Origin of the sequence: Symbioplanes lichenis, assembly GCF_030709675.1 — a bacterium.
Classification (GTDB): Bacteria; Actinomycetota; Actinomycetes; order Mycobacteriales; family Micromonosporaceae; genus Actinoplanes; species Actinoplanes lichenis.
In genome coordinates this window covers 400,271-425,352 of the sequence record NZ_JAUZQD010000005.1, presented here as the reverse complement: position 1 = coordinate 425,352, position 25,082 = coordinate 400,271, and the positions used below count along the sequence as shown (strand labels likewise).

The following is a 25,082-nucleotide window of genomic DNA, read 5'->3' as shown; positions in this document are numbered from 1 at the left end:
GATGCTGACCATGTACTCGACGCCCTGGTGTGGTTACTGCCACCGGCTCAAGTCGCAGCTGGACCGGGAAGGCATCGCGTACGACGTCATCGACATCGAGCAGGACCCGGCCGCCGCCGAATACGTGATGAGCGTCAACGGCGGCAACCAGACGGTCCCCACGATGAAGTTCGACGACGGCACCGCGATGACCAACCCGTCGATCGTGCAGGTCAAGGAGCACCTGGCCGCGGCCAGCGCCTAACCTTCCCGCCAGCGCTCGATCAGATAGAGAGCGATCGAGGAGCGCATCGGCAAGCCCACGCCCGGGAGACCGCCGTCGATCATGGCGGCGATCTCCGTGCGGGTGAACCAGCGCGCCTCGTCGATCTCGGCCGGGTCCAGCACGAACGGCTGCGCGGCGTCCGCCGACGCGGTGAAGCCCAGCATCAGCGAGCCCGGGTAGGGCCAGGACTGACTGCCCTCGTACGTCATGCCGCGCAGTGCGATGCCGACCTCTTCGCGCACCTCGCGGGCGACCGCGGCCTCGGCCGACTCGCCCGGCTCGACGAACCCGGCCAGGCACGAGAAGCGCCGCACCCCGCCGACGGCCGGCCAGCTGGCGTTGTGCCCGAGCAGGCAGCGCCCCTCCGGCCCGGCGACCCCGTCGTGGACCAGCACGATCATCGCCGGATCGGTGCGCGGCCACATCTGCCGCCCGTCCGGGTCGACCCGCACCCAGCCGCCGTCGGTCACGGTCGTCGGCTGCCCGCTGCGCGGCGAGAACCGGTGCGACGCGTGCCAGTTGCCCAGCGCCGCGGCGGTCGTCAGGATCCCGGCGTCGCGCGGGTCGAGCCGGTCGCCGATGTCCCGCAGGGTGCGGGCCTCGGCCCCCTCCGGGGCCTCCGGCAAGGACGAGGACACCGCGAAGATGGGTACGCCGAGAGCGTCGACGCCCAGGAACAGCCGCTCCCCCTCCGGTGCGGCATCGGCCCCCACGAGCACCAGCGACGGCTTGTCGGTCACGTGCACCTTGCCGCCGCCGGCGATGTCGATGACCAGCACGAGCCCCGTCGCCCAGGCCTCGTCGAGCCAGGCCTGATCCGTCCGGTGCCCGGCCGCCCGGTCCAGGGTCGTCCGCGCGAGCGGCGGACCGTCCAGGCCCGGCTGCTCGCCGATGTCGGGCTGTTCCGCGGTGCTCACTCGGCGCTGCGCTCCACGCTCGTGAGGGCGCTCAGGGGGCCCTCGACCTTCTCCGCGTCGCCGAGCACCACGGTGACGGCCCGCGCGGGCGCCAGGTATTTCGCGGCGGCCTCGGCGACCTGCTCGCGGGTCACGGCCGCCAGCGCCGCCGAGTACGCGGTGAGATGGTCGAGGCGGAGCCCGAAGCTGGCGTAGATGCTGGCCAGCCCGGCCAGCCCGGCCTGGGTGGACATGCTCAGGCGCAGGGTGCCGAGGGCGTACCGGCGGGCCTGCTCGAGCTCCTCCTCACCCGGCGGCAGGCTCGCGATCTTGCCCAGCTCGTAGATCGTCTCCAGCAGCGCCGGACCGGTGACCTCGGTCGCCACCTCGGCCGCGACGACCAGCGTCGAGCCGGCCAGGAAGTGCTCGATCGAGGTGTGCGGGCCGTAGGTGTAGCCCTTGTCCTCGCGGATGTTCTCGACCCAGCGCGACGAGAAGTAGCCGCCGAAGACCATGTTGGCGAGCTGCAGCGCCGGATGGTCCGGGTCTGTCCGCGGTACGGCCGGAAGCGCCATGCGCAGCGACGACTGCACCGAGCCGGGGCGGTCGACGAGCAGCAGCGGTCCCGGCTCGAGCGGCGGGGCGGGCGGGACGGTGCTGTCCTTGCCCGTGCCCTTCCAGCCGCTCAGCGCCCGCTCGGCGGCGTCGATGGCCTTCTCCGGGTTGAGATCGCCGACCAGCACAAGCACGGCGCCCTCGGGGCGGACCCGGTCGGCGTGCAGCGCGCGGAGCTGGGCCGGACGGACGCCCCGGACCTGCTCGGGCGTGGGCGTCTGCACGGCGTAGGGGTGCCGGCCGTAGACCCGCTCCAGCAGCGCCGTCCGGGCCAGGTGGGCCGGCTGGCTCTGCGCGACCTGGATGTGGTCGACCAGCCGGTCGCGCTCGGTGCCGACCTCGTCCGCCGGGTACGCCGGCTCGGTCAGCACCCCGGCGAGGATCTCCAGCATCCGGTCGAGCCCGGAGACGAGCGAGTTGCCGGTGACGAGCAGCCGGTCGGGATCGAGCCCGGCCGAGAGCCCGCCGCCGACGGCCTGCAGCTCGGCGGCGATGTCGATGCTCGACATGGACGTCGTGCCGGTGAAGAGGGCCTGGGAGAGCAGCGTGGCGCGGGCCAGCGGCGCCCGGCCGAAGGGGACCCGCAGCCGCAGCTCGACCAGGGGCACGCTGGGCCGGCGCACGGCGATGACGGTCAGGCCGGTGCCCAGGGTGCGCTCGGCCTGCTTGGGCAGCCGGATCTTCGAGTCCGGCACGAGGTCCGGCAGGGTGTGCTTGCTCATGCGTTCGCTCCCGCGATGACCTCGACGGTGGCGCGGCTCTCGGGCCGCAGGGCGGCGGCAGCCGCGACGATCTGCTCCTCGGTGACCTCGCCGACCAGCCGCGGCAGCTCGTTGAGCAGCTCGGGGCGGCCGCGCTGCAGCTCCAGCACGGCCATCGGCAGGGCCCGCCCGAGCACCGCGTCGGTGTCGCGCAGCAGGTGGGTCGCCATGCGGGCCTGGGTGCGGGCCAGCTCGCCGGGCGCGAGCCCGCCGGTCGCCAGGCGGTCCAGCTCCTCGTCGACCACCCGCAGCACCTTGTCCGCGTCGCCGCCCGGGGGCATGTGCGCCTGCAGCAGGAACGCGGTGGGGTTGCGCACTTGATATTCGTCGCCCATGAAGCCGATGTAGCCCCCGACGCTGGTCACGATGCGATCCCGCTGGACCAGCCGCTCGACCAGCCGGGACGCGTCACCGTCGGTGAGGACCTCGGCCAGGACGACGTACGGAAGATAGTCCTGGAAGTTGGCGATCGGATCGGGCACCCGCCAGCCGGACGCGACCGCGGGCAGGGGAGCGAGCTTGTCGACATAGCTCTCCCGGCGCTCGGCGGTCAGCCCCGGCTCGTCGAAGCCGGGCAGCTCGGGCCGGGGCCGCGCGGGCACGTCGCCGAAGTGCCGCTGGATCAGCTCCGTCGCCTGGGTCACGTCGAAGTCGCCGGCGACGGCCAGCGTCGCGTTGCCCGACGCGTAGTACTTCCGGAAGAACTCGGCGGCGTCGTCGACCGTGGCGGACTCCAGGTCGGTGAAGGACCCGTAGCCGTCGTGGGCGTTGGGGAAGGTCTCGAACATCACCGCCGGCAGCTTGAGCCAGGGGAACCCGCCGTAGGGCCGGTTGAGGACGTTGACCCGGATCTCCTCCTTGACCACGTCGACCTGGTTGCGCAGGTTCTCCTCGGTGAGCCGGGGGCCGCGCATCCGGTCGGCCTCGAGGAAGAGCGCCCGCTCGAGGGCGCCCGCGGGCAGCACCTCGAAGTAGTCGGTGAAGTCGAGATGGGTCGAGCCGTTGAAGCTGCCGCCGGCGCCCTGCACGTGCCGGAAGTGCGCCAGCTTCTCGAGGTTCTCCGAGCCCTGGAACATGAGGTGCTCGAAGAGGTGGGCGAAGCCCGTGCGCCCCTCCGGCTCGGAGCGGATGCCGACGTCGTAGACCACGGCCACACCGACGACGGGGGCACTGCGGTCGGGCGTGAGGACCACCCGCAAGCCGTTGTCGAGGGTGAGGCGTTCGACCGGATACTTCGTCGCGGGAATCTTCACTTTGCGCGCCACCGCTCGAATCTATCCCGCCGATTCCCGGACGGCTCGCCTGTCCCGGCGTGGTGCGTCTCGCATCCGGGTGACTTTGCGTACCGCCACGCTCTCAGGATGCGGTCAGGGGTTGACGCGCCATCCCCACCTCGTCCACTATTCCCATCCAACAGATAGAGAAAGCCGACTTTGGGCTCCGCCGGACCGGGAGGACATGCCACGTGTACGTCTCGGCACGCACCGACTACGCCGTCCGGGCCATGCTGACCGTCGCGGCCGAGCACCCGGGCCTGGTGAAAGCGGCCACGCTGGCCGCGGCCCAGGACATCCCGCTGAGCTTCCTGCAGGGCATCCTGCTGGACCTGCGCCGCGCCGGGCTGCTGCACAGCCACCGGGGCGTCGACGGCGGCTACGCCCTGGCCCGCCCGGCCGAGGACATCACGGTCGGTGACGTGGTCCGGGCCGTCGGCGGAGCGCTCACCACCGTTCGCGGCCTGCCCACCGCCACGACGATGTACCACGGGGTCGCGACCGGCCTGCGGGACGTCTGGGTGGCGGTCGAGGAGGCCATCGAAGGCGTCGTCGATCACCGCACCCTTGCGCAACTTTTTCAGAAAGAGAGTTCCGGATGCGCTCCCGTACCCTCCGCGCGCTAGCTGTAGCAGCCTCCGCCCTCGTCGCCGCGGCAACGCTCACCGCCTGCGGTGGCGACGACGACGGCGGCTCCTCGGCGAGCGGCGAGGCCAGCACCCTCCGGCTCGGATACTTCCCCAACATCACGCACGCGCCGGCCCTGATCGGCGTCAAGAACGGCCTCTTCCAGCAGTCGCTGGGCAGCACCAAGCTGGAGACGAAGACCTTCAACGCCGGCCCGGCCGCGATCGAGGCGCTCTTCTCGGGGGCGATCGACGCCACCTACATCGGGCCCAACCCGGCCATCAACGGCTGGGCCACCTCCAAGGGCACCGCGCTGAAGATCATCGCGGGCAGCACCTCGGGCGGCGCCGGCCTGGTGGTCAAGCAGGGCATCAACAGCCCGGCCGATCTCAAGGGCAAGAAGATCGCGACGCCGCAGCTGGGCAACACCCAGGACGTCGCGCTGCGCGCCTGGCTCAAGGAGAACGGCCTCAACGCCGACCAGCAGGGCGGCGGCGACGTCTCCGTGCTGCCGCAGGACAACGCGACCGCCGTGCAGGCCTTCGCCCAGGGCGCGATCGACGGCGCCTGGGTGCCCGAGCCCAACCTGAGCCGGATGGTCCAGGAGTCCAAGGGCAAGATCCTGGTCAACGAGAAGGACCTGTGGCCGAACGGGCAGTTCGTCACCACGCACCTGATCGTCACCCAGGAGTTCCTGAAGAAGTACCCGGCGACGGTCAAGAAGCTGCTGCAGGGGCACGTGGCGGCGGTCAAGTACATCAAGACCGACAACGCCGGCGCGCAGAAGGCCGCCAATGAGCAGATCGCCGCACTCTCCGGCAAGCCGCTGAAGGACGAGATTCTCGCCGCGGCGTTCAAGAACCTCGAGTTCACGAACGACCCGATCGCCTCGTCGCTGTTCACCAGCGCCAAGCACGCCGAGGAGGTCGGGCTGCTCAAGCCGGTCGACCTCAAGGGCATCTACGACCTGGGCCCGCTGAACGAGGTGCTGACCGCCGCGGGCGAGCCCGCCGTCAGCGACTCCTGACCGGTTGAGGGGCAGAAGCTCATGACCATGCTCTCCGTACGCAGCGACCAGGCGGTCGTCAGCCTCGACAGCGTCTCCAAGCAGTACGGCAGCGGCAGCAACGCCCTGCTCGCTCTGGACAAGGTGTCGCTGACCGTGAACAAGGGCGAGTTCGTCTGCCTGCTGGGCGCCTCCGGCTGCGGCAAGAGCACGCTCCTGTCCCTCGTCGCCGGGCTCGACCAGATCAGCGGCGGCACCCTGGACATCGGCGGGCGGCACGTCTCGCTGATGTTCCAGGAGGCCGCCCTCTTCCCCTGGCTCTCCGTCGCCGGCAACGTCGAGCTGCCCATGCGGCTGCGCGGCGTGAGCAAGGCGCAGCGCAAGCAGCGGGCCGAGGAGCTGCTCGAGATCGTGCGGCTCAAGGGCTTCGGCGCGAAGCGGCCGCACGAGCTCTCCGGCGGCATGCGCCAGCGCGTGGCTCTGGCCCGGGCGCTGGCCCAGGAGGCCGACATTCTGCTCATGGACGAGCCGTTCGGCGCGCTCGACGCCATGACGCGCGACATCCTGCACGACGAGCTCGAGCGGATCTGGCGCGAGCAGCAGCTGACGGTGCTCTTCGTCACGCACAACGTGCGCGAGGCCGTGCGGCTGGGCGACCGGGTCATCCTGCTCAGCAGCCGGCCCGGCCGGGTCATCGAGGACTTCGCCGTCACCCACGAGCGGCCCCGCCGCATCGACTCCCCCGAGGTGGCCGGGCAGGCCGCCGAGATCACCGACCGGCTCCGCGCGGAGGTCGCCCGTCATGCCTGACTATCCTTCGGCCCGCGCCGGCCTCGAAGGCCTGCAGGACCCCACCGGGGTCACAGTCCTGCCCGCTCCGGTGACCACCGACGCCGCCGCCGACCGGGTCGCCGGGCTCGACGCGCTCGAGCGCTCCGGGCGTACGGAGAAGGGGTCAAGGGGTAAGCGCGTCTGGCGCAGCGCCTGGCCCAAGCTCCTGGCGATCGCCATCGTGCTGCTCGCCTGGCAGGCGGTGGTGTGGGCCGAGTGGAAGCCGGAATATGTGCTGCCGGGCCCGGCCACGGTCTTCCAGGACCTGGGCGACCTGATCACGACCGGTGACTTCTGGAGCGGCGTCGGGGTCACGATGACCCGCGCGGCGACCGGCTTCGCGCTGGCCGTGCTCATCGGCACGGTCGTGGGCGCGGCGGTCTCCCGCTTCGCCCCGCTGCGCGCGGCCATCGGCTCGCTGATCACCGGCCTCCAGACGATGCCGTCGATCATGTGGTTCCCGCTGGCGATCCTGCTCTTCCAGCTCAGCGAGAGTGCGATCCTCTTCGTCGTCGTGATCGGCGCGGCGCCCTCGGTGGCCAACGGGCTGATCAGCGGCATCGACTACGTCCCGCGCACGTGGCTGCGGGTGGGTCAGGTGCTCGGCATGTCGGGCTTCGCCAAGTACCGGCACCTGATCCTGCCCGCGTCGCTGCCGTCGTTCATCTCCGGGCTCAAGCAGGGCTGGGCGTTCTCGTGGCGCAGCCTGATGGCCGGCGAGCTGCTGGTCATCGTGCCGGGGGCGCTGTCCATCGGCGTACGGATGCAGCAGGCGCGCGATCTCAGCGAGGCCTCGCTGGTCATCAGCTTCATCATCGTGGTGCTGGTGATCGGCATCCTGATCGACGTGCTCTTCAACGCCGCCGACAACGCGCTGCGCAAGCGCTGGGGTCTCACCGGCTCCTAGCGCCTGTTTCGGACGGGGCGTCGGAGCGAGGCCGAGTCCAGGTTTCGTCTGGGTGTGCGCCGCGGGCGCCCTCATACCGGTGGTATGTGGGTGTTCGCGGCGTGCGGCCAGGCGGAAGGTGGGCCGGCCGCAGCCCGGCGATCCCGTCCGAACAGGCGCTAGAGCGGTCGCACGCTCGCGAGGACCTCGGCGATGACCGGCTCGAACTGGGCGTGCGTGTTCGGGATCGAGAGGTAGAGGACCGCGGCGGTGGGCTTGCCGACGTCGATGACGGCGACGGCCGAGCGCTCCGCCGTGGCCTGCAACCCCGGCGACTGGAAGTGCAGCCGGAACTCGCTGAGATAGGCCGGCCGCCCGCCCAGCGTCGTCAGCCCGTCGCGCAGCTGCTCGATCGTGTTCGGCTGCGGGTAGTACTCGGCGCGCACGTCGGCGGCCACCTGCCGGCCCACGCACTCGAGGTTGAGGGTCACGGCGTCGTTCTCCGCCGCCGGCACCGCCGCGGACAGGATCGACGCGTGGTATGTACCGCCGCTGTACTGCTCGGTGACGAAGTGCTGACCCACCTTGTACGGCACCTCGAGCGTCCCGGCGCGCCAGATCGTGGTCCACGGCTCCCACGGGGCGCCGTACTTCTTGTACGAGATGCCCGCCTCCTCGTCGACCGTGCGCTCCCCCGAGGCCGGCGGCACCGGCGCGGACGGGGCGGGCGCCGGGTCGCCGGGGATCGTGGTGGGGGCCGGGCACATCTGGGCGAGCGGGGGGCGTACGTCGGTGGGGGCCTGCGCCTTACTCGAGAACGCGTCGCCGTCCGAGGCCAGCGCCACGATGAGAATGATCGTCAGACCGATCGCCACGATGCCGCCCGCGATTCCGCCGAAGAGGAGCATCTGCCGGCGGCGGCGCTGCTCGGGGTCGGGGCCGGGGCCGGGTGGCTGCTCGGTGGGGGGCGGCTCGATCGGGGGGACGCCGGTCACCGTGCCGGAGGCCCACGGGCCGGTGGGCCGGGACCAGGTGGGGGTGATCGGGTCGGACATCATCCCAGTGAACACCACTGGCGGGGGTTTTCCTCGGGCGGGCTTGTGCGGCGGGTCTCCGCTTGTTTCGCCGGCCTGCTCTGTGTCCCGCTTTGTCGGCCTGCTTTGTGGCCTGCTTGGTCAGCCTGCGGGTGGGGGTGCGGGTGGGACGGTGTGGACGACGGCGGCGCCGGCGTGGCCGGTGGGCTCGTACCACGGGGTGAAGGCGACGGCCGAGACCAGGACAAGGCCGAGCACGGCCAGCGCGAGCACGATGGCGAGCTCGCGGCGTGCGGACACGGGCTTCATTGCAGGGCCTCCCGGAAGTGCCGCCGCAGGGTCTCCCTCAGCCTGAACCCCTCCGGCGCCTCGGCGCAGTCATCCATAAGACGCATCCGGCGCCGATTTGGTTGCACGCTCACAGGAAAGATGCAGCGGCTACGGCTACCGTAATGCGATGGAAATCGTGTACCCCCCGGTCGTCGGCGCTGCGAAGACGCTGTTCCGAGTGCTCGACCTGCGCATCCAGGTCGACGGCGCGCACCACGTGCCCACCAGCGGCGGGGCGGTGCTCGCGAGCAACCATGTCAGCTATCTCGACTTCATCTTCTGCGGCCTGGGCGCCCAGCCGGCCAAGCGGCTCGTCCGGTTCATGGCCAAGAAGTCGGTCTTCGACCACAAGGTCAGCGGGCCGCTCATGCGCGGCATGCGGCACATCCCGGTCGACCGCAAGGCCGGCACCGGCGCCTTCCGCGAGGCCGAGGAGGCCCTGCGCCGGGGCGAGGTCGTCGGCGTCTTCCCCGAGGCCACGATCAGCGAGTCCTTCACGGTCAAGGCCCTCAAGTCGGGCGCGGCCCGCCTCGCCCACGCGGCCAAGGTGCCCCTGATCCCGATGGTCGTCTGGGGCCCCCACCGGCTCTGGACCAAGGGCCGCAAGAAGGAGCTCACCAAGCGCCACGTCCCGGTCCTCATCAAGATCGGCGAGCCCATCCCGACGCCGGCCGGCGCGACCGCGGACGCCACGACGCTCGCCCTGCACCAGCGGCTGAGCGCGCTGCTCGACACGGCTCAGCAGGAGTATCCGGAGCAGCCGGCCGGGCCGGAGGATCGCTGGTGGCTGCCGGCGCACATGGGCGGCACGGCGCCGCTGCCGGAGACCGCGGGCGGGACGGCGCGGCTGCAGACCGGCGGCGCCTGAGCGGGCGGTCGTCCGCCGGGCGCAGATTTTTCCGGGGCTCGCGCGCTTTCGTCGCCGGCGGTCGGGGTCGGGCTGATCACAGCGCCTCGGGACTGCTCGCCGGGTTCGGACGGCGTGATGTCACGCGGTGACCGTCCGCTCGCGCGATGGCGGCCACTTCGGTTGTGCGGTGTCCCGGCCTTCGTCGCGGGACAGCTCCGCCACCAGCGCCCTCGGCAGCACGACTCGCGGGACAGCTCCGTCACCGGCGGCCCGGGCAGCGCGACCTCGCGGGACGCTCCGTCACCGGCGGCCCGGGCAGCGCGACGTCGCGGCCGGCGACGGGCCGTGACGCGGCGGGCCGGGCGGGCCGGTGACGGGCGTGAGAATGCGGCGACGCCGGCACCCCGCTCTCGGGTGCCGGCGTCGGGCGTCAGCGCAGGGGCTGGACTCAGACGGCGCGGATGTTCGCGGCCTGCGGGCCCTTCTGGCCCTGGGTGACCTCGAACTCCACGCGCTGGTTCTCGTCCAGGCTGCGGTAGCCGGACATCTGGATCGCGGAGAAGTGGGCGAAGACGTCGGCGCCGCCGTCGTCAGGGGTGATGAACCCGAAGCCCTTGTCCGCGTTGAACCACTTCACAACGCCGGTAACCATGCTCGTCTCCTCGACGGTCGATCGCTCCGGGCCATTATGGACCTGAGCGAGGTGGTAAGACCCGCTTTCTGTGGGTCTCGTGTCGCCGTACTGATCGCCCGTACCGGAGAAACCCGGGTTACGACAAAGAGCGCCTCGGGCAGACTTCCCCACAGGCGCTCCTGAGTACTTGGGAACCAAACTGACAACGCTTGGGAGCCTAGCACGGAAAGGGGGGTTCGCCCGTGATCAGCGTGCAATTGGCACGGCAGCTCAGGGAGGCCGGGCTGGAGTGGAAACCGGGTCCCGGCGACCGGTTCGCGATCCCGGATCGGGACCTCGACGAGGACGTGTTCGTCCTGAGCAACATGACGATCGAGGTGCACACGCTGCCGGAGGGGCGCGTGATCGGCTTCAACGGCACGACCGAGTGGGCGCTCGACGACGTGGAGCTGGACGAGGCGCTGTGGCTGCCCCGCGAGGACCAGCTGCGCGAGCTGCTCGGCGCGACGTTCCAGACGCTGCGGCGCACTGGCGCGGGGTGGGAGGCGGACATCACTCTGCTGGGTGAGAGCCGGACGTTCGGCGCGGCGACGGTCGAGGAGGCGTACGCGGCGGCCCTCCTCCACCTTTTGGCTGCGGCGGGACTTTAGAACGACGCCGCCGCGGGTTCTCCGAGGGACGCCACGGGGGGCCATGAGAGCGCGGTGGGTTCCGAGGGCGGCCTGAGCTGCGGCTGCGGCGGGTCGCCAGGCGGTGGGTCGCTAGATCGAGGGGAGGTCGGTGATCAGGGCGGCCAGGCCGTCGGCGTCGAGGAGGTCGGCCGGGCGTACGGTGACCCCCTCCCGCACGTAGTGGAAGCCCGCCCGGACCCGGCTGACCGGCACGCCGGCGAGGGTCGCCCACGCCATCCTGTACGCGGCCAGCTGCACCGTGGCCGCCGCCGCGTCCGCCGTGGCGGGGCGCCGGCCGGTCTTCCAGTCGATCACGTCGTAGCGGCCGCCGGGCTCGGCGAACACGGCGTCGATGCGGCCCCGGAGGACGACGCCGGCGACGGTGGTGGCGAAGGGGACTTCGACGTCGAGGGGCGTACGGCCGGCCCACTCCCCGGCCAGGAACGCCTCCTGCAACGCGGCCAGCTCCTCGTCGGCGGCCGCGTCGTCGTCCGCCGCGCCGGGCAGTTCGTCGAGGTCGAGGAGGCGCACGGTGCCGTAGCGCTGTTCGAGCCACGCGTGGAACGCCGTCCCGCGCCGGGCCTGCGGGGCCGGGCGGTGCGGCAGGGGGCGGCGGAGCGTACGGGCGAGCAGTTGGGGGTCTCGCCGCAGCACCACCAGCTGCGACACGGACAGGTGGGACGGGATCGCGACGTCGAGGGGGCCCTCGCGGCGGGCGCGTTCCTCGCGTTCGGCGAGGAGGAGGGCAGCCTCCCGCCGCCAGCGCTCGATGTCGGGGTCGACCGGACCGGCGGCGGGGGAAGGGCCGGCAGCTTCGGCGGGATCGGTGGGATCGGTGGGATCGGCGCCCGAGGTGGGCAGTCCGACCAGGTCAGCGGCCAGCCCGGCGCGCGCCGCGACCTCAGGATCCGCCTCGGCCAACTCGACGAACTCAGCGGCGGCATCAGCGGCGGCGGCCGAGGCGGCAGCTGCGGACATGGCGGTGACGACCGACGCGCTCGCGGGGTCCGGGGCGGCGATCATCCGGCGGATCAGGTCGGCGGCCGCGGCCATGGCCGGGCGGCGGGCGCCGAGCGGGTCCGAGGGCCACTCCGCCGAGGCGACCTGCTCGGCGCTCGGGTTGGTGGCGTCGGCGGCCGGCTCGGGCGCCCAGTGCTCGACCTGACCGGCTCCTTCCAGGCACGACGCCCGGATCTCGGACAGAAACACCGACGGTCCGCGCGGCCGCTTCACCCCGTCGCCCCACCAGTAGCCGGAGGCGAGCAGGAGCCGGCGGGGCCGGGTCACCGCCACGTACGCGAGCCGGCGCTCCTCCCGCTCATCGTGCTCCCGCCACGCCCCTCCGAAAGCGGTCAGCGCCGCGTTGACGTCCTTCTGGTCGACGGCCTCCCCGAGGTCGAGCTCCGGCAGGCCGCCGGCGTCCCCGCGCAGGGGGAACGGCAGCACGCCGATGCCGCCCAGATAGTTGTCCGAGCCGCGGGTCATGCCGGGCCAGACGTTCTTGGTGAGGCCGGCGACGGAGACAATGTCCCACTCGAGGCCCTTAGCCGCGTGGGCGGTCAAAATCTGCACCGCGCCCTCGACGACGTCGACCTGGCCCGGAGTGAGACCGCGTTCCTCCTCCTCGGCCGCGTCCAGGAAGGCCAGGAAGCCGGCCAGCGTCCCCCCGTCGGTGTCCCCGGCATAGCGGGCCGCGACGTCGCCGAGCGCGTCGAGGTGCCCGCGGGCCAGCCCGGCGTCGCCCGCCGCCCAGCCGCGCACGGCGACCTCCACGTCGAGGCCGATGGTGCGCTCGATGTCGGCGACCAGGTCGGGGAGGGGCTGGTCCAGGCGCTGCCGCAGCTCGGCCAGCTCCCTGCTGTACGCCCGGAGCCGCGCGAAGCCCTCCTGCGAGTACTGCTGCGCCGCCCCGAGGTCCGCCATCGCCTCCACGAGCGTCGCGTCGTCGAGGTGATCACCCACGATGTCGTCCGGCGGCGGAGGCACAGGAACGGAAGCGCTCTCAAAGGCAGCGGGCGCCCCGGAAGTGGCGGGCGCCCCGGAGGAAGCGCTTCCCGCAGGAACACCAGCGCCGGCGCCCGCAACAACAGCCCCACCGGCGGAAGCGCTTTCCCCCGAAACGCCCCCGAAAACGCTCTCATCGGGCGGCGCCGACAAGCCACTCGCGGCCGCTCGGGCTGCGGCGATCGCGCGGGAGCGGCGGTGCAGGGCGACCAGGTCGCGGGGGCCGATGCGCCAGCGGGCGCCGGTCAGGAGGCGGAGGAGCGACGCGCCGTCGGTCGGGTCGGCGAGGACTCGCATGGTGCAGACCACATCGCGTACCTCCGGGGTGTCGAGGAGACCGCCCAGGCCGACCACCTCGACCGGGAGGCCGCGGGCGCGCAGGGCTTCCTCGAGGGCCGGGATCTGGCTGCGGACGCGGACCAGGACCGCGCTGGTCGGGCGCTGGTCGACGGGGATGTCACCGGGCAGGGCGTCGGGGAGGCGGGCGGCGGCGCGCCAGGCGGCCAGCATGCTGTCGGCGATCCAGCCGGCCTCGTCCGCGTACGTCTCCAGCAGTGCGCAGGCGACCGTGCGGCGGCCCACCTGGTCGGCCACGCGCTGGGCCGGGATGAGCTCGGCGACGCGCGCTCCGGCGGCACGCAGCGGGCGGGACAGGGTGTTGGCGACCTGGAGGATCTCGGGGCGGTTGCGCCAGCTGCGGGTCAGGGACAGCACCCAGGCCTCGCGGCCGCCGGGGCCGGTGAACTCGGCGGGGAAGCGGTCCAGCGTGCCCGCCGAGGCGCCCCGCCAGCCGTAGATCGACTGGCACGGGTCGCCGACCGCCGTCACCGGGTGGCCGCCGCCGAAGAGGGCGTTGAGAAGGACGACCTGGGCGTGGCTGGTGTCCTGGTACTCGTCGAGGAGCACGATCTTGAACCGGCCGCGTTCGATGGCGCCGACCTCGGGGTGGTGGCGGGCGACGAGGGCGGCGCGGGCCATCTGGTCGCCGAAGTCCATGGCCTCGAGGTCGAGTTTGCGCTGCTCGTAGCGGCGGACCAGCGGCAGCAGGGTCAGCCGGTGCCGCTGGCGGCCCAGCATGTCGGCGACGTCCTTGTAGACGCGGCCGGGCAGCGACTGCACGTCGGCGAAGAAGCGCCCGGTCCACGCGGCCAGGTCGTCCGGCGTGACCAGGTGCTCGGCCAGTTCGCCGGAGAGCGCGAGCACGTCGTCGGTCACGGTGCCGGGCGCGCGGTTCAGCCCGGTCATCTCCCCCGTGTACGAGCGGACGATCGAGTCGACGATCTGCCACCGCGCCGCCTCGGTGAGCAGCCGGGCGGACGGCTCGTAGCCGGCGCGGAGGCCGTGCTCGGTGACGACGCGGGCCGCGTACGAGTGGTAGGTCGCCACGGTCGGCTCGCCGGCCAGCGCGTCCTGGCGCCCGAGGCGGCGTACCAGCTGGCCCAGCCGGACCCGGACGCGGTGCGCGAGCTCGCCGGCGGCCTTGCGGGTGAACGTGAGGCCGAGGATCTCGTCGGGGTGGGCGTACCCGTTGGCGACCAGCCAGACCACCCGGGAGGCCATCGTCTCGGTCTTGCCGGAGCCGGCGCCCGCGACGACGAGCACGGGCTCGACCGGCGCCGAGATGATCGCGGCCTGCTCCGGGGTGGGCGCGTGCAGGCGCAGCAGTTTCGCCAGCTCCACCGGGGTGTAGCGGGGGCCGGCGTCGGCGCGGCGGCGCGGGCGGGGAGCGGCGTCGGGGAAGAGGGAGGGCTGCGTCACGGCTCCACTACCTGGCGGCCATGGCCACTGATCGGGCAACTGCTGCGGACCGGGCACACCCGGCACTTCGAGTTGGCCACGGCGGAGAACGTCGCGGCGGCCATCGTGTCGGCGGTGCGGCGGACCATCGCGTACGCCCAGGCCGGGTCCTCCGACTCGGCCAGCGGCAGCTGCATCTGCTCGCGCGCCTCCTTGCCCGGCCCGAGCTGCACGAGCGCCGCCCCGCCGCTGCCCGTCCCGGCGCCGAGCTCGTCGAACGCCCCGGCGTCGACGGCCGCCTGATAGCCGGCCAGCTGGGCGTGCTCCTCGAGATCGGCGCCGGACACCGTCGTGGTGCGGCCCGTCTTGAGATCGATCACGACCAGCCGGCCCTGCTCGTCCACCTCGAGCCGGTCCACCCGGCCGGTGAGCTGGATCGGCCGGTCGGGATCGTCCAGCCGGACGGTGAACTCGTGCTCGATCGCGAGCAGCCGCCGCGGGTTCTTGGCCAGCCAGCGCAGCAGCTTGTCCACCATGCCCTGCGCGCGCTCCTGCTCGGGGCCGGCGAGCCACCGCGCCGCCAGCTCGATCGCGTCGAAACGGGCGGCGACATATTCGACCAGGCGCTCCCGGTCGGCGTTCGCGTCCTCGGCCAGCATCGCCGCGGCGTGCACCAGGTTGCCGACGCCCTGGGCGGGCCCGGCGGGCGCGGCGCCACCGTGCCGTTCGAGCAGCCAGCGCAGGCTGCACCGCATGGCACTCTCCATCGCGGACGGCGTGACCTTGACCGGCTGCCCGGGATCGACCAGCGGCCGGTCGTCGGAGAGCGGCCGCAGCCCCCACCACTCGTCCGGGTGCGCGCCGGGCACGCCGGCCTTGGCCAGCTCCGCGAGCTGCACTGCCGCGGCATGCCGCCGGCTGGGTGTCTCCCCCTGCGACACCACGACGGTACGCAACTCCGCGACGAGAGCCGACAAAGTGAGCGCCCGGGGCGGCTGGCCGAGCGGCACCTCGAAGTCGTCGGCCGGCTCGCTTCGCAGCGTCCCGGAGTCGTCGTCATCGGGCGCGGGCTCGTCCGGGTCGTAGCCGGGATCCGGCTCGACCGGTCCGGGATCACCGTCGTCCGCGATGTCGCCCTGCGAAGAGCCGCCCGGAGTGTCGCCGAGGCGCGGCGTGTCGCGGGGGCCGGGGCCGTCGGGGGGCGTGTCGCCGGGGGGCGGCGTGTCGCCCGGGTCCTCCGGCGGGGTGTCGTCGCGGCGCACGGGCAAAGCCAGCTCGGTCAGGAAGCGGCTCGGCTGCTCCTCGCCGTCGGCGCCGCCCACGCCGGCCGAGGCGACCGCCGTCACGAGCAGCTGGCGCCGGGCGCGGGTGGTCGCCACATAGAACAGTCGCCGCTCCTCGTCGAGCAGCGCCGACGTCTGCCCGACCACGGCCGCCGGTCCGGCCGCGGGCCGCCCGGCGAGAAAGTCGACCAGGCGCTCGGACCCGAGCAGGCTGCCCCGCAATCGCAGGTCGGGCCAGATGCCCTCCTGCACGCCGGCCAGCACCACGACGTCCCACTCCAGCCCCTTGGCGGCGTGCGCGGTCAGCAGCCGCACGGCGTCGCCCCGGTCGGCGCTGGGCGCGATCGAGTCCGCGGGCAGCTCCTGCCCGAGCACGTGGTCGAGGAAGACCTCGGTCCGCGCCCCCGGCAACCGGTCCACGAACCGCGCCGCGGCGTCGAACAGCACCACCATCGCGTCGAGATCCCGATCGGCCGCCTCGGCCCGCCACTGGCGCGCGCGACCGCCCTCGCCGCCGGGCTCGACGGGGGCGCCGCGGGTGCTCAGGGCGTACCACTTCTCGGCCAGCCCGCTCGCCCGCCACACCTCCCAGAGCACCTGCTCGGCCGTCGCCCCGGGCGCCGCCGCGGACCGGCGCGCCGTCTCGATGAGCCGTGACACATTCTGGGCGGGCAGGGCCCAGCGGCGCTCGACCATGTCAAGGCCGGCCGGGTCGCGTACGGCGTCGACCAGCAGCTCCCCCGACGGCCGCCGGTCGCCCGCCGCCATCGCCAGCGCGCGCAGACCCTGCCGCAGCCGCCGCTCGGCCAGCGGATCGGCCCCGCCCAGCGGCGAGTGCAGCAGCGCGACGGCGGCCTCCTCGTCGAGGACCTCGGGGTCGAGCGCACACCGCAGGAGCAGCAGGAACGGGGCGACGGCGGGCTGGAGGTGCAGCGGCAGGTCCTCGGCGAGGGTCACCGTCGGCACGCCCGCCGCGGCGAGGCCCCGCTGCAGCGACGGCAGCTGCAGGCTGGTCGACCGGAGCAGGACCGCCATGCGGGACCAGGGCACCCCGTGCAGGAGATGCGCCTCCCGCAGGGCATGAGCGATGTACGCGGTCTCCCCCGTCGACGACCGGAACGTCCGCACGGTGGCCCGCGCCTCGCCGTCCCACGCCCCACGCTCCGCCGCGCTGGAGGTGCCCGAGTCGCCGGCCTCCCCCGTGGACAAATCGCCGGACTCGGACGAATCACCCGAGCCCCGAGGCGCCGGAATCGCCGCGCCCGCGTCGGGAGCGTCAGCCGGGCCAGAGGCGGAAGCCGCGTCGGAAGCGTCAGCCGGGCCAGAGGCGGGGGCCGCATCGGAGGCCGCGGGCAGCGGGGGTGGCGCGTGCAACGGCCGGTGCCGCATCCGCCCGCGCATCCGCCGCGCCACCCGGCTCGTCGACTCGAGCAGCGCCGGCACCGCCCGATAGCTCGTGTGCACCGTCACCGTCTCGGCGACCGCCCCCGACGCCGTCCGGAAGCGCGCCGGGAACCCGTCCACCGCCTCCGGGTCCGCGCCCCGGAAGCCGTAGATCGACGAGTCCGGGTCGCCGAACGCCACCAGCGCCTTGCCGCCCCCCGCCACCAGGCTCAGCAGCTCGATCTGGGCCGGGTCGGTGTCGGCCAGCTCGTCCACGTAGACATGCTCCAGCCGCCGCCGCTCCGCCTCGAGCAGCGCCGGGTCGTCGGCCAGCAGCCCCGCCGCGGCCCGCACCAGCTCCGCCGGGTCGTAGGCGGCCGAGCCCCGCGTCGTCACGTCGCGCAACGCGAGCACCGCGACGTATTCGCGGAGGAACCGCGCCGCCGCCGGCCAGTCGTCGCGCCCCAGCCGCTCGCCGAGCCGGGCCAGCTCGACCGGCGTCACCCCGCGCTCGGCGGCCCGCTGCATGAGGTCGCGGAGCTGTTGCGCGAAGGCGCGCGTGGGCAGCGCCGGCCGCAGGGCGTCGGGCCAGCCCACGGTGTCGGTGGCCTCGTCGTCGCCGACCACCTCGAGCAGCTCACGGATGATCAGGTCCTGCTCGGGCCCGGTCAGCAACCGCGGCGACGGCTCGCCCCGCTCGGCCGCGGCCCGGCGCAGCAGCCCGAAGGCGTACGCGTGGAAGGTCCGCACCAGAGGCTCGTGGAACGCCGTCCCGCTGAGCCGCGCCTCGATCCGGTCGCGCAAGGCGGCCGCCCCGCGCCGCCCGAACGTGAGCACCAGGATGCGCTCGGGATCCACCCCGGACGCCACCCGCGCGGCGACCGCCTCCACGAGCGTGGTCGTCTTGCCCGTCCCGGGGCCCCCGACGACGAGCAGCGGCCCCTCGGTGTGCTCGATCACATGCCGCTGCACCTCGTCCGCCCGCAGCACGTCGGCGGCGGGCGCACTGCGGCGCACGAGCCTGTACGCGGGCCGCCGCACGGCAGCAGGGGTCGAGGTCACGGCACCAATGAGACCACGCCCCTACGACAATCCCGGCAGGGCCTCTCCCGACCCGATGGCGATCACGACCGCCCCGCGCCGCTGCTCGGTCTCGACCAAGCGATGGGCGTTAGCCCTCACCCGGCCATCGGACCGACTTGCCGGTCGGCTGTCAACCCTTCGACGGACTGTGGGCGCAGGGTGCGATGCAGGGCGAGCGCGGCGACGGCCGAGCACGCGCCGGCCACCGCGATCGCCACGCCCGGCGGGACCACCTCGGCCAGGGCGCCGGCGCCCGCGACGGCCAGGCCCTGCGCCACCATGATGCCCGTGTTGGCCAGGCCGAACGCCTGGCCGAGCCGATCGGACGGCACCGCCTCGAGGAAGCGCCGCGCCAGCCCCAGCTGATAGGCCGAGCCGAACGTCGCCACCGTGAGCAGGGCGGCGGCGACGATCAGACCCGGATTTCCGATGTACGCGATCAGCGGCGCGCCCAGCAGGACAGCGAGCCACGGCGTCAGTCGCTCGCGCCCCGCCGGTGCGACGAATCGCGCGATCACCAGGTCGCCGAGCAGCATGCCGGCGGCGGCCGCGGCGAGCAGCAGGCCGGCCGCGGATTCCCGGCCCAGCGACGCCGTGTACGGGACCACCACGCCCTCCGCCCCGACGGCCAGCGACGACGGCAACCACTGGGCCAGCAGCAGGCGCCGGATGGCCGGAGTGCGGAGCAGTGACGCGTTGACCTGCCACGTCGCCTTGATCGTGCCGTGCGCGGGAACCGTCCGGGGCGCGAAGTCGGGCAGGCCCCAGCGCGACAGGACAGCCGAGGCGACGCACGCGGCCGCCGCGACCCACAGCGCACCGTACGGACCCGTCGCCGTGATCAGCAGTCCGCCCACGGCCGCCCCGAGAACCTGCATGGCGCCGGAGACGACCGAGAAGAGCGAACGGCCCAGCACGTACGCGTCGCCGGTCAGCAGGTCGGCGGTGAGGGCGGCCCGGGCGGCCTGCGCCACCGGGGCGAACGTGCTCGCGGCGAAGACCAGCAGCATCGCGGTCGCCGGAGGCAGCACCCCAAGGGCGAGGACAATGACCACGGCCGCGCGAACCAGGTCGTAACCGGCCATGAGCCGCCGGGGGCGCCAGCGGTCGGCCAGCGCCAGGAAGAACGTGCCGCCCAAGACCTGCGGGAGGAAGCCCGACACGTACGCGACGGCCGCCAGCAGCGGGGAGCCGGTGCTCGCGTAGACGAGGACGGACAGCGCCAGCATCTTGACCGTGTCGCTGATCAGCATCAGGGAGAAGCCGCCGAGGACCACTCGGAAGGCGGGCACGGCGAAGACGTCCGAATAGCGGGCGCGGGGCGGGGCGGCGGAGCTCATGGGCTCACGATCACAGCGGGCGGCGTACGCGGGCTAAGGTTTCGGTGGTGAGCGAAACATGCTGATCCGGGTCTCGCCCGCGGACGTCGCGGGGTGCCGCTATGCGATCTCTCCGCTGTTCGAGGTGGAGGGCGCCATGTTCCTGCTCACAGGATCGCTGCCGGCCGGGGCGCTGCGGGACTGGGTCGTGCGCACGCGGCCGCGCCTGGCCGAGGTGCGGCGGGCCGAGCCGGCGATCGAGGCATTGATCAGCCTGCAGCGCCGCACGGAGAACGCCGACTTCCTGCACCCGCCGCCGCTCGGCCCGCGCCGCGAGTTCGCCGAGGAGCTGGCCGCCCTGCGCGCGACGCCGCTCGCGCGAGCCCGGGCCGAGCTGGCGCGCAACCTGCGCGGACACAAGACTCCGTCCGAGAAGGCCCGGCGGATCCTCGACGCGGACGACGTCGTCGACCGGCTCGCGGACGCCCTGCAAGCGGCGTGGACGGCCTTCGTCGAGCCGGACTGGCCCCGGCTGCGGGCGGTGCTGGAGCGGGACATCATGCACCGGGCGGGGCGGATCGCCGCCTTCGGCTGGGCCGCCGGCCTCGACGGCCTGCACCCGCGGCTGAGCTGGCGGCCCGAGGAGAGCACGATCGAGATCAAGCAGAGCGTCGGCGACCACCACTCCGGTGACCGGGGTCTCATGCTCGTGCCCACGGTCTTCGGCAACCTGGCGATCAGCACCGACCCCGAGCGGCCGGTCACCATCGCCTACCGGGCCCGGGGCGTCGCCGACATCTTGAGCGATGCCGACGTGTCGCATCCGGGGCTGGCGCCCTTGCTCGGCGCGGGCCGGGCGGCGGTGCTGCGGGCCCTCACCGTGCCGACGACCACGAGCCAGCTCGCCGCCCGGCTCGGGATGAGCCTGGGCGGCGTGGCGGGACACCTCAAGGTGCTCGCCCGCGCGGGACTGATCAGCCGCAGCCGGAACGGCCGATCGGTCCTCTACGCGACCACGGAGAAAGGGGACAGCCTTCTTAGTTGGCGTGCAGCTCGCTGTTGAGCGTGATGCCCTGACCCTGGCGGGGCTTCGCCTCGAGCGCGCCGGTGACCGAGTTGCGCCAGAAGAGCAGGCCGTCGACGCCCGACAGCTCGCGGGCCTTGACGACCCGGCCGTCCGGAAGCGTGATCTTCGAGCCGGCCGTGATGTAGCAGCCCGCCTCGACCACGCAGTCGTCGCCGAGCGAGATGCCGATGCCGGCGTTGGCCCCGAGCAGGCTGCGCTCGCCGATGCGGACCTTGTCCTTGCCGCCGCCGGAGAGCGTGCCCATGATCGACGAGCCCGCGCCCACGTCGGAGCCGTCGCCGACGACGACGCCCTGGACGATGCGGCCCTCGACCATCGACGTGCCGAGCGTGCCGGCGTTGAAGTTGGCGAAGCCCTCGTGCATGACCGTGGTGCCACTGGCCAGGTGGGCGCCGAGGCGGACCCGGTCGGCGTCGGCGATGCGCACGCCGGACGGCACGACATAGTCGGTCATGCGGGGGAACTTGTCGACGCCGTGGACGGCCAGGTGGCGGCCGGCGGCGCGCTCGATCAGGCGCAGCTCGTCGACGCGGTCGGGCGGGCACGGGCCGGCCGAGGTCCACGCGACGTTGGCGAGGGCGCCGAAGATGCCGTCGAGGTTCTGCTCGTTCGGCTTGACCAGGCGGTGCGAGAGCAGGTGCAGCCGCAGGTACGCGTCCGCGGAGTCCTTGATCGGGTCGGCCAGCGACGCGATCTCCGTGCGCACCTCGACGGTCGAGAGCCCGGACAGTGCCTTGGGGCCGGTGAGCCCGGCGGGCAGCGTCGGCGGCTCGGCGGGCAGCGCTCCGAGGCCGAGGAAGCCGGCCGGGTACCAGGTGTCGAGCACCGTCCCGTCCGAGGTCACGGTGGCGAGGCCGAGGCCCCACGCGGGCGAGGTCGAGATCGCAGTGGTCACAGGACAACCCTACTAGGGCCGGTCCGCCCGGTTCCGTTTCGGGTTCATGTTCGGACGGTAATGTGCGGCTCATGGCGAACCCGCTGACCCCGGACGTGCTGGTCGACCCGGTGGTGCTCACCCGCACCCTGGTCGACATCGAGTCCGTGTCCCGCGACGAGAAGGTCATCGCCGACTGCGTCGAGGACGTCTTGCGGCAGGCGCCGCACCTGAGCACCGAGCGTCACGGCAACACGGTCATGGCCCGGACCGATCTCGGCCGCGAACAGCGCGTCGTGCTCGCCGGGCACCTGGACACCGTGCCGCTGAACGACAACTTCCCGTCGACCGTGGTGGACGATCTGATCTTCGGCTGCGGGACGGCCGACATGAAGTCCGGCGTCGCCCTGGCGCTGCACCTGGCGGCGACACTGCCCGATCCCCGTTACGACTTGACCTACCTCTTCTACGAGGCGGAGGAGATCGAGAGCCGTTACAACGGGCTGCACCTGGCCGCCGAGGCGCACCCGGAGTGGTTGCGCGCGGACTTCGCGGTGCTGCTCGAGCCCACGTACGGGGTGATCGAGGCGGGCTGCCAGGGGTACCTGAGCGCGACGATCCGTACGCATGGCAAGCGGGCGCACACCGCGCGGGCCTGGCGCGGGGTCAACGCCATCCACGCCGCGGGCGAGGCGTTGCGGCGGCTGGACGACTATCGGCCGCGGACGGTCACCATCGACGGATGTACGTACCGTGAGGGGCTCAACGCCGTCGGCATCTCGGGCGGCGTGGCCGGCAACGTCGTGCCGGACGAATGCTCGATCGACGTCAACCTGCGCTTCGCCCCGGACCGCTCCGAGCAGGACGCGCTGGCGCACCTGCACGAGGTGTTCAGCGGCTTCGACCTGGACGTGACCGACTCGGCGCCGGGGGCGCTGCCGGGGCTGGGCGCGGAGCCGGCCCGCGACTTCCTCACGGCGGTCGGCGAGCAGCCCGAGGCCAAGCTGGGCTGGACGGACGTGGCCCGGTTCGCGGCGATGGGCATCCCGGCGCTCAACTACGGGCCCGGCGATCCCCGCCTGGCGCACGCCCCGGACGAGCACGTGGAGATCGGCAAGATCCGTGACGGGGCCGCGACGCTGCACCGGTGGCTCACCGCGTACTGACGGGGTCCCCGTCGTCGGGATCGGCGGCCGCCTCGGCGGGCCGGCCCCGCTGGGCCAGCGCGATGCGGCGCTCCTCCACCACCAGGCGGATGCGCCGCTGCATGCGGCGCTGGATCTTCATGCGCTCATAGCGGGTCGTCACGGGCGGCTCCGTGCGTGCGGGAGGGGAAGTTGATAAACGGACGGAGACAGCAGAGCTACCGTCCGTTGCTTCAATCTGGCAAAAAGGTCGCCACGCCGCAATCCTCTTGGCCAAACCCATCTGGTTATTCACCGGTTACGGACCGTCCGCACTACGGTGGGTGCCATGACGGACAGTCCTGCCGACCGTGGCCGCGTACCCCGGGAGCGTCATCGCGGCGCTGTCACGCTGCGACGGGAGTCGATCCCGCCGAGCACGGCGGACGAGAAGCTCCTCGACTCCGAGCACCGCGGCGAGTGGAAGACCAAGGACGCGTGGCGGGCCCTGCGCATCCTGTCGGAGTTCGTGGAGGGCTTCGACACCCTCGCCGACCTCCCGCCCGCGGTCAGCGTCTTCGGCTCGGCCCGCAGCCGGCCGGACAGCCCCGAGTGCGAGATGGCCGCCGACCTGGGCGCCGCCCTGGCCGAGGCGGGCTACGCGGTGATCACCGGCGGCGGCCCGGGCGTGATGGAGGCGGCCAACCGCGGGGCCACGGAGGCCGGCGGCATGTCGGTCGGCCTCGGCATCGAGCTCCCCTTCGAGCAGGGCCTCAACGACTGGGTCGACATCGGCATCGACTTCCGCTACTTCTTCGTCCGCAAGACCATGTTCGTCAAGTACGCGCAGGCGTTCGTCGTCCTGCCCGGCGGCTTCGGCACCCTCGACGAGCTGTTCGAGGCGATCACGCTGGTCCAGACGCGCAAGGTGACCCGTTTCCCGGTGGTCCTCATGGGCACCGAATACTGGGGAGGCCTGCTCGACTGGATCAAGCAGCGCCTGCTCGCCGAGGGGAAGGTGAGCCCGGACGACATGGAGCTGATCATGCTGACCGACGACGTCGAGGAAGCCGTGCAGTACATCGTGGAGGCCGACAAGGCCCTCGCCGCGGGCCAGGAGTGACGTGGCGGCGATCGGCGTCTTCTGCGCCTCCTCCAACCGCCTCGACCAGAGCCACCTCGACCTGGCCACCGCCCTCGGCAAGGCCCTCGGCCCGCGCGGCCACTCGCTCGTCTCCGGCGGCGGCTGCGTCGGCATGATGGGCGCGGTCGCCGACGGCACCCGGGCCGGCGGCGCGCACACCCTCGGCGTCATCCCGCAGTCCCTGGTCGACCTCGAGGTCGCCGACACGGCCTCGGACGAGCTGGTCGTCACGGCCGACATGGGCGCCCGCAAGAACATCATGATCGAGCGCTCCGACGCCTTCGTCACCCTGCCGGGCGGCCTCGGCACGCTCGACGAGCTCTTCGAGGTCTGGACCACGGCCACCCTCGACCTGCACCGCAAGCCGATCGTGGTGCTCGACCCGGAGGGCTTCTACACCGGCCTGTGGACCTGGCTGCGGGACATCACCGGCACGGCCTTCGTCCGCGAGGCCGCGCTCGCCCAGGTCACCGTGGTCACGTCGATCGACGCCGCCCTCGACCACATCGAGTCGTCCTTACGGTCGTAGGGCGCGCGCGGCGGCGTGCTTGACGGCGTCGGTCAGGGCGGTCAGGGCCGCCGACTCCATGCGCCAGCACTGCCAGTGCAGCGGGACGTCGAGGTGGTGGCCGGGGGCGACCTCGGTCAGGGGGTCCGTGACCAGGTGTTCGGGCACCATCCCCCACCCGAGCCCGAGCCGGATGGCCTCGACGAAGGCGCTCGCCGCGGGGACGTAGTGGATCGGCGGGTCGTCGAGGGTGCGGTGGGTGACGGCGGCCCGGAAGCGGTGCTGCAGCTGGTCCTTGCGGTTGAAGAGGATCATCGGCGTCGTCGTGAAGCCGGTGAAGACGCCGGGGGCGGCCACGGCCAGATAGCGCATGGCGCCGAGGCGCTCGACGCGGCAGCCCTGGACGGGCACGTGCTGGGTGGTGACGGCGGCCATCACCGTGCCCGCGCGCAGCAGGTCGGCGGTGTAGTCCTCGTCGTCCTGATGCAGATCGAAGGCCAGGTCGGGCAGGCCGGCCAGCGCCGGGAGGAACCACGAGTGCAGCGAGTCGGCGTTGACCGAGACGGCGATCTTCGTCCGCGTGCTGCCCCGCACCGCGTCGAGTGCCTCGCGCTCGAGCAGGGCGATCTGGCCGGCCAGCCGGACCAGGGTCTCCCCGGCCGCCGTCGGCACGGCCGGTTTCGTCCGGCGGACCAGCACCTGGCCGACGGCCTGCTCCAGGGCCTTGATGCGCTGGCTGACGGCGGGCGGCGTCACGTGCAGCGCCTTCGCCGCCGCGTCGAAGCTGCCCTCCGCGATCACGGCCTGGAAGGTCGCGAGCTGCACCTGATCCATAAGGCTTCCTCATGTTCCTGAA

23 protein-coding genes are annotated in these 25,082 nt (G+C 73.0%); 11 read left to right on the top strand and 12 right to left on the bottom strand.

Features of this window, described 5'->3' with window-relative positions:
• Position 1: 1 nt before the first annotated feature.
• On the top strand, positions 2–244 hold the full coding sequence (locus RAN62_RS14875) for a mycoredoxin (RefSeq protein ID WP_305785184.1): 243 nt from the start codon (positions 2–4) through the stop codon (positions 242–244).
• Here RAN62_RS14875 and nudC read toward each other — a convergent pair.
• Genes nudC through RAN62_RS14860 form a run of 3 tightly spaced genes read right to left on the bottom strand, consistent with a single transcriptional unit; the run spans position 241 to position 3,802 of the window.
• Positions 241–1,182, bottom strand: a complete 942-nt coding sequence (gene nudC, locus RAN62_RS14870) for an NAD(+) diphosphatase (protein ID WP_305785183.1) — start codon at positions 1,180–1,182, stop codon at positions 241–243. The two genes, RAN62_RS14875 and nudC, sit on opposite strands and share 4 nt — an antisense overlap.
• Positions 1,179–2,498, bottom strand: a complete 1,320-nt coding sequence (locus RAN62_RS14865; RefSeq protein WP_305785182.1) for a M16 family metallopeptidase — start codon at positions 2,496–2,498, stop codon at positions 1,179–1,181. Before RAN62_RS14865 ends, nudC begins: the two co-directional genes overlap by 4 nt.
• A complete protein-coding gene (locus RAN62_RS14860) occupies positions 2,495–3,802 on the bottom strand; it encodes a M16 family metallopeptidase (protein ID WP_305785181.1) in 1,308 nt (435 codons plus the stop codon). Before RAN62_RS14860 ends, RAN62_RS14865 begins: the two co-directional genes overlap by 4 nt.
• A 200-nt stretch (positions 3,803–4,002) precedes the next feature.
• On the opposite strand from RAN62_RS14860, the gene RAN62_RS14855 reads away from it, so the two are divergent.
• Genes RAN62_RS14855 through RAN62_RS14840 form a run of 4 tightly spaced genes read left to right on the top strand, consistent with a single transcriptional unit; the run spans position 4,003 to position 7,182 of the window.
• Positions 4,003–4,437: an RrF2 family transcriptional regulator gene (locus tag RAN62_RS14855; protein ID WP_305785180.1), complete on the top strand. Its 435-nt coding sequence runs from the start codon at positions 4,003–4,005 to the stop codon at positions 4,435–4,437.
• The gene (locus RAN62_RS14850) at positions 4,410–5,465 is read left to right on the top strand and encodes an ABC transporter substrate-binding protein (protein ID WP_305785179.1); all 1,056 of its coding nucleotides are present in this window, start codon (positions 4,410–4,412) and stop codon (positions 5,463–5,465) included. The genes RAN62_RS14855 and RAN62_RS14850 overlap by 28 nt, the downstream gene beginning before the upstream one ends.
• 21 nt (positions 5,466–5,486) lie before the next feature.
• Complete coding sequence (locus RAN62_RS14845) at positions 5,487–6,254, top strand: ABC transporter ATP-binding protein (RefSeq protein WP_305785178.1); 768 nt, start codon at positions 5,487–5,489, stop codon at positions 6,252–6,254.
• A complete protein-coding gene (locus RAN62_RS14840) occupies positions 6,247–7,182 on the top strand; it encodes an ABC transporter permease (protein ID WP_305785177.1) in 936 nt (311 codons plus the stop codon). Before RAN62_RS14845 ends, RAN62_RS14840 begins: the two co-directional genes overlap by 8 nt.
• A gap of 158 nt (positions 7,183–7,340) precedes the next feature.
• Here RAN62_RS14840 and RAN62_RS14835 read toward each other — a convergent pair whose 3' ends face one another.
• Together RAN62_RS14835 and RAN62_RS14830 are read right to left on the bottom strand one after the other, a co-directional pair.
• Positions 7,341–8,216 (bottom strand): hypothetical protein, encoded by an 876-nt coding sequence (locus RAN62_RS14835; protein ID WP_305785176.1) that lies wholly within the window; start codon positions 8,214–8,216, stop codon positions 7,341–7,343.
• A 120-nt stretch (positions 8,217–8,336) separates the two neighbouring features.
• Positions 8,337–8,495: a hypothetical protein gene (locus RAN62_RS14830; RefSeq protein WP_305785175.1), complete on the bottom strand. Its 159-nt coding sequence runs from the start codon at positions 8,493–8,495 to the stop codon at positions 8,337–8,339.
• A gap of 157 nt (positions 8,496–8,652) precedes the next feature.
• Here RAN62_RS14830 and RAN62_RS14825 point away from each other — a divergent pair, with 157 nt between their 5' ends.
• A complete protein-coding gene (locus tag RAN62_RS14825) occupies positions 8,653–9,393 on the top strand; it encodes a lysophospholipid acyltransferase family protein (protein ID WP_305785174.1) in 741 nt (246 codons plus the stop codon).
• A 430-nt stretch (positions 9,394–9,823) separates the two neighbouring features.
• Here the strand turns inward: RAN62_RS14825 and cspE are convergent, their stop codons facing one another.
• The gene (gene cspE / locus RAN62_RS14820; RefSeq protein ID WP_305785173.1) at positions 9,824–10,027 is read right to left on the bottom strand and encodes a transcription antiterminator/RNA stability regulator CspE; all 204 of its coding nucleotides are present in this window, start codon (positions 10,025–10,027) and stop codon (positions 9,824–9,826) included.
• Between the two features lie 224 nt (positions 10,028–10,251).
• Here cspE and RAN62_RS14815 point away from each other — a divergent pair, with 224 nt between their 5' ends.
• On the top strand, positions 10,252–10,659 hold the full coding sequence (locus tag RAN62_RS14815; RefSeq protein ID WP_305785172.1) for a pilus assembly protein CpaE: 408 nt from the start codon (positions 10,252–10,254) through the stop codon (positions 10,657–10,659).
• A gap of 111 nt (positions 10,660–10,770) precedes the next feature.
• On the opposite strand, the gene RAN62_RS14810 is transcribed toward RAN62_RS14815, so the two are convergent.
• The 3 genes from RAN62_RS14810 to RAN62_RS14800 all read right to left on the bottom strand — a co-directional run bounded on the left by RAN62_RS14810 (position 10,771) and on the right by RAN62_RS14800 (position 19,510).
• Entirely contained in the window at positions 10,771–14,442 is a 3,672-nt protein-coding gene (locus tag RAN62_RS14810) for an ATP-dependent helicase (RefSeq protein WP_305785171.1), read from the bottom strand.
• Positions 14,439–18,104 carry an ATP-dependent helicase gene (locus tag RAN62_RS14805; RefSeq protein WP_438874509.1) on the bottom strand — a complete coding sequence of 1,222 codons (3,666 nt, stop codon included), beginning with the start codon at positions 18,102–18,104 and terminating at the stop codon, positions 14,439–14,441. Before RAN62_RS14805 ends, RAN62_RS14810 begins: the two co-directional genes overlap by 4 nt.
• A 161-nt stretch (positions 18,105–18,265) precedes the next feature.
• The gene (locus tag RAN62_RS14800; protein ID WP_305785170.1) at positions 18,266–19,510 is read right to left on the bottom strand and encodes an MFS transporter; all 1,245 of its coding nucleotides are present in this window, start codon (positions 19,508–19,510) and stop codon (positions 18,266–18,268) included.
• 58 nt (positions 19,511–19,568) lie between these two features.
• Between RAN62_RS14800 and RAN62_RS14795 the strand changes: the two genes are divergently transcribed.
• A complete protein-coding gene (locus RAN62_RS14795; RefSeq protein ID WP_305785169.1) occupies positions 19,569–20,552 on the top strand; it encodes an ArsR/SmtB family transcription factor in 984 nt (327 codons plus the stop codon).
• Here the strand turns inward: RAN62_RS14795 and dapD are convergent.
• Complete coding sequence (dapD, locus tag RAN62_RS14790) at positions 20,527–21,471, bottom strand: 2,3,4,5-tetrahydropyridine-2,6-dicarboxylate N-succinyltransferase (RefSeq protein ID WP_305785168.1); 945 nt, start codon at positions 21,469–21,471, stop codon at positions 20,527–20,529. The two genes, RAN62_RS14795 and dapD, sit on opposite strands and share 26 nt — an antisense overlap.
• Positions 21,472–21,542: 71 nt before the next feature.
• Between dapD and dapE the strand changes: the two genes are divergently transcribed.
• Entirely contained in the window at positions 21,543–22,616 is a 1,074-nt protein-coding gene (gene dapE / locus RAN62_RS14785; RefSeq protein WP_305785167.1) for a succinyl-diaminopimelate desuccinylase, read from the top strand.
• Here dapE and RAN62_RS14780 read toward each other — a convergent pair.
• Positions 22,603–22,758 carry a hypothetical protein gene (locus RAN62_RS14780; protein ID WP_305785166.1) on the bottom strand — a complete coding sequence of 52 codons (156 nt, stop codon included), beginning with the start codon at positions 22,756–22,758 and terminating at the stop codon, positions 22,603–22,605. The two genes, dapE and RAN62_RS14780, sit on opposite strands and share 14 nt — an antisense overlap.
• Positions 22,759–22,923: 165 nt before the next feature.
• Between RAN62_RS14780 and RAN62_RS14775 the strand changes: the two genes are divergently transcribed.
• The gene (locus RAN62_RS14775; protein WP_305785165.1) at positions 22,924–23,697 is read left to right on the top strand and encodes an LOG family protein; all 774 of its coding nucleotides are present in this window, start codon (positions 22,924–22,926) and stop codon (positions 23,695–23,697) included.
• Position 23,698: 1 nt separating this feature from the next.
• Positions 23,699–24,247, top strand: a complete 549-nt coding sequence (locus RAN62_RS14770) for an LOG family protein (protein WP_305785164.1) — start codon at positions 23,699–23,701, stop codon at positions 24,245–24,247.
• On the opposite strand, the gene RAN62_RS14765 is transcribed toward RAN62_RS14770, so the two are convergent.
• Positions 24,236–25,060 (bottom strand): LysR family transcriptional regulator ArgP, encoded by an 825-nt coding sequence (locus tag RAN62_RS14765; protein ID WP_305785163.1) that lies wholly within the window; start codon positions 25,058–25,060, stop codon positions 24,236–24,238. The two genes, RAN62_RS14770 and RAN62_RS14765, sit on opposite strands and share 12 nt — an antisense overlap.
• Positions 25,061–25,082: the final 22 nt, after the last annotated feature.

What these genes read in the sequence shown, in the direction of transcription:
- RAN62_RS14875 (WP_305785184.1), top strand. Translation starts at nt 2, where the DNA reads ATGCTGACCATGTACTCGACGCCCTGGTGTGGTTACTGCCACCGGCTC.
- RAN62_RS14765 (WP_305785163.1), bottom strand. Translation starts at nt 25,060, where the DNA reads ATGGATCAGGTGCAGCTCGCGACCTTCCAGGCCGTGATCGCGGAGGGC.
- RAN62_RS14845 (WP_305785178.1), top strand. Translation starts at nt 5,487, where the DNA reads ATGACCATGCTCTCCGTACGCAGCGACCAGGCGGTCGTCAGCCTCGAC.
- RAN62_RS14850 (WP_305785179.1), top strand. Translation starts at nt 4,410, where the DNA reads ATGCGCTCCCGTACCCTCCGCGCGCTAGCTGTAGCAGCCTCCGCCCTC.
- RAN62_RS14840 (WP_305785177.1), top strand. Translation starts at nt 6,247, where the DNA reads ATGCCTGACTATCCTTCGGCCCGCGCCGGCCTCGAAGGCCTGCAGGAC.
- cspE (WP_305785173.1), bottom strand. Translation starts at nt 10,027, where the DNA reads ATGGTTACCGGCGTTGTGAAGTGGTTCAACGCGGACAAGGGCTTCGGG.
- RAN62_RS14795 (WP_305785169.1), top strand. Translation starts at nt 19,569, where the DNA reads ATGCTGATCCGGGTCTCGCCCGCGGACGTCGCGGGGTGCCGCTATGCG.
- RAN62_RS14800 (WP_305785170.1), bottom strand. Translation starts at nt 19,510, where the DNA reads ATGAGCTCCGCCGCCCCGCCCCGCGCCCGCTATTCGGACGTCTTCGCC.
- RAN62_RS14825 (WP_305785174.1), top strand. Translation starts at nt 8,653, where the DNA reads ATGGAAATCGTGTACCCCCCGGTCGTCGGCGCTGCGAAGACGCTGTTC.
- dapE (WP_305785167.1), top strand. Translation starts at nt 21,543, where the DNA reads ATGGCGAACCCGCTGACCCCGGACGTGCTGGTCGACCCGGTGGTGCTC.
- RAN62_RS14775 (WP_305785165.1), top strand. Translation starts at nt 22,924, where the DNA reads ATGACGGACAGTCCTGCCGACCGTGGCCGCGTACCCCGGGAGCGTCAT.
- RAN62_RS14835 (WP_305785176.1), bottom strand. Translation starts at nt 8,216, where the DNA reads ATGTCCGACCCGATCACCCCCACCTGGTCCCGGCCCACCGGCCCGTGG.
- RAN62_RS14865 (WP_305785182.1), bottom strand. Translation starts at nt 2,498, where the DNA reads ATGAGCAAGCACACCCTGCCGGACCTCGTGCCGGACTCGAAGATCCGG.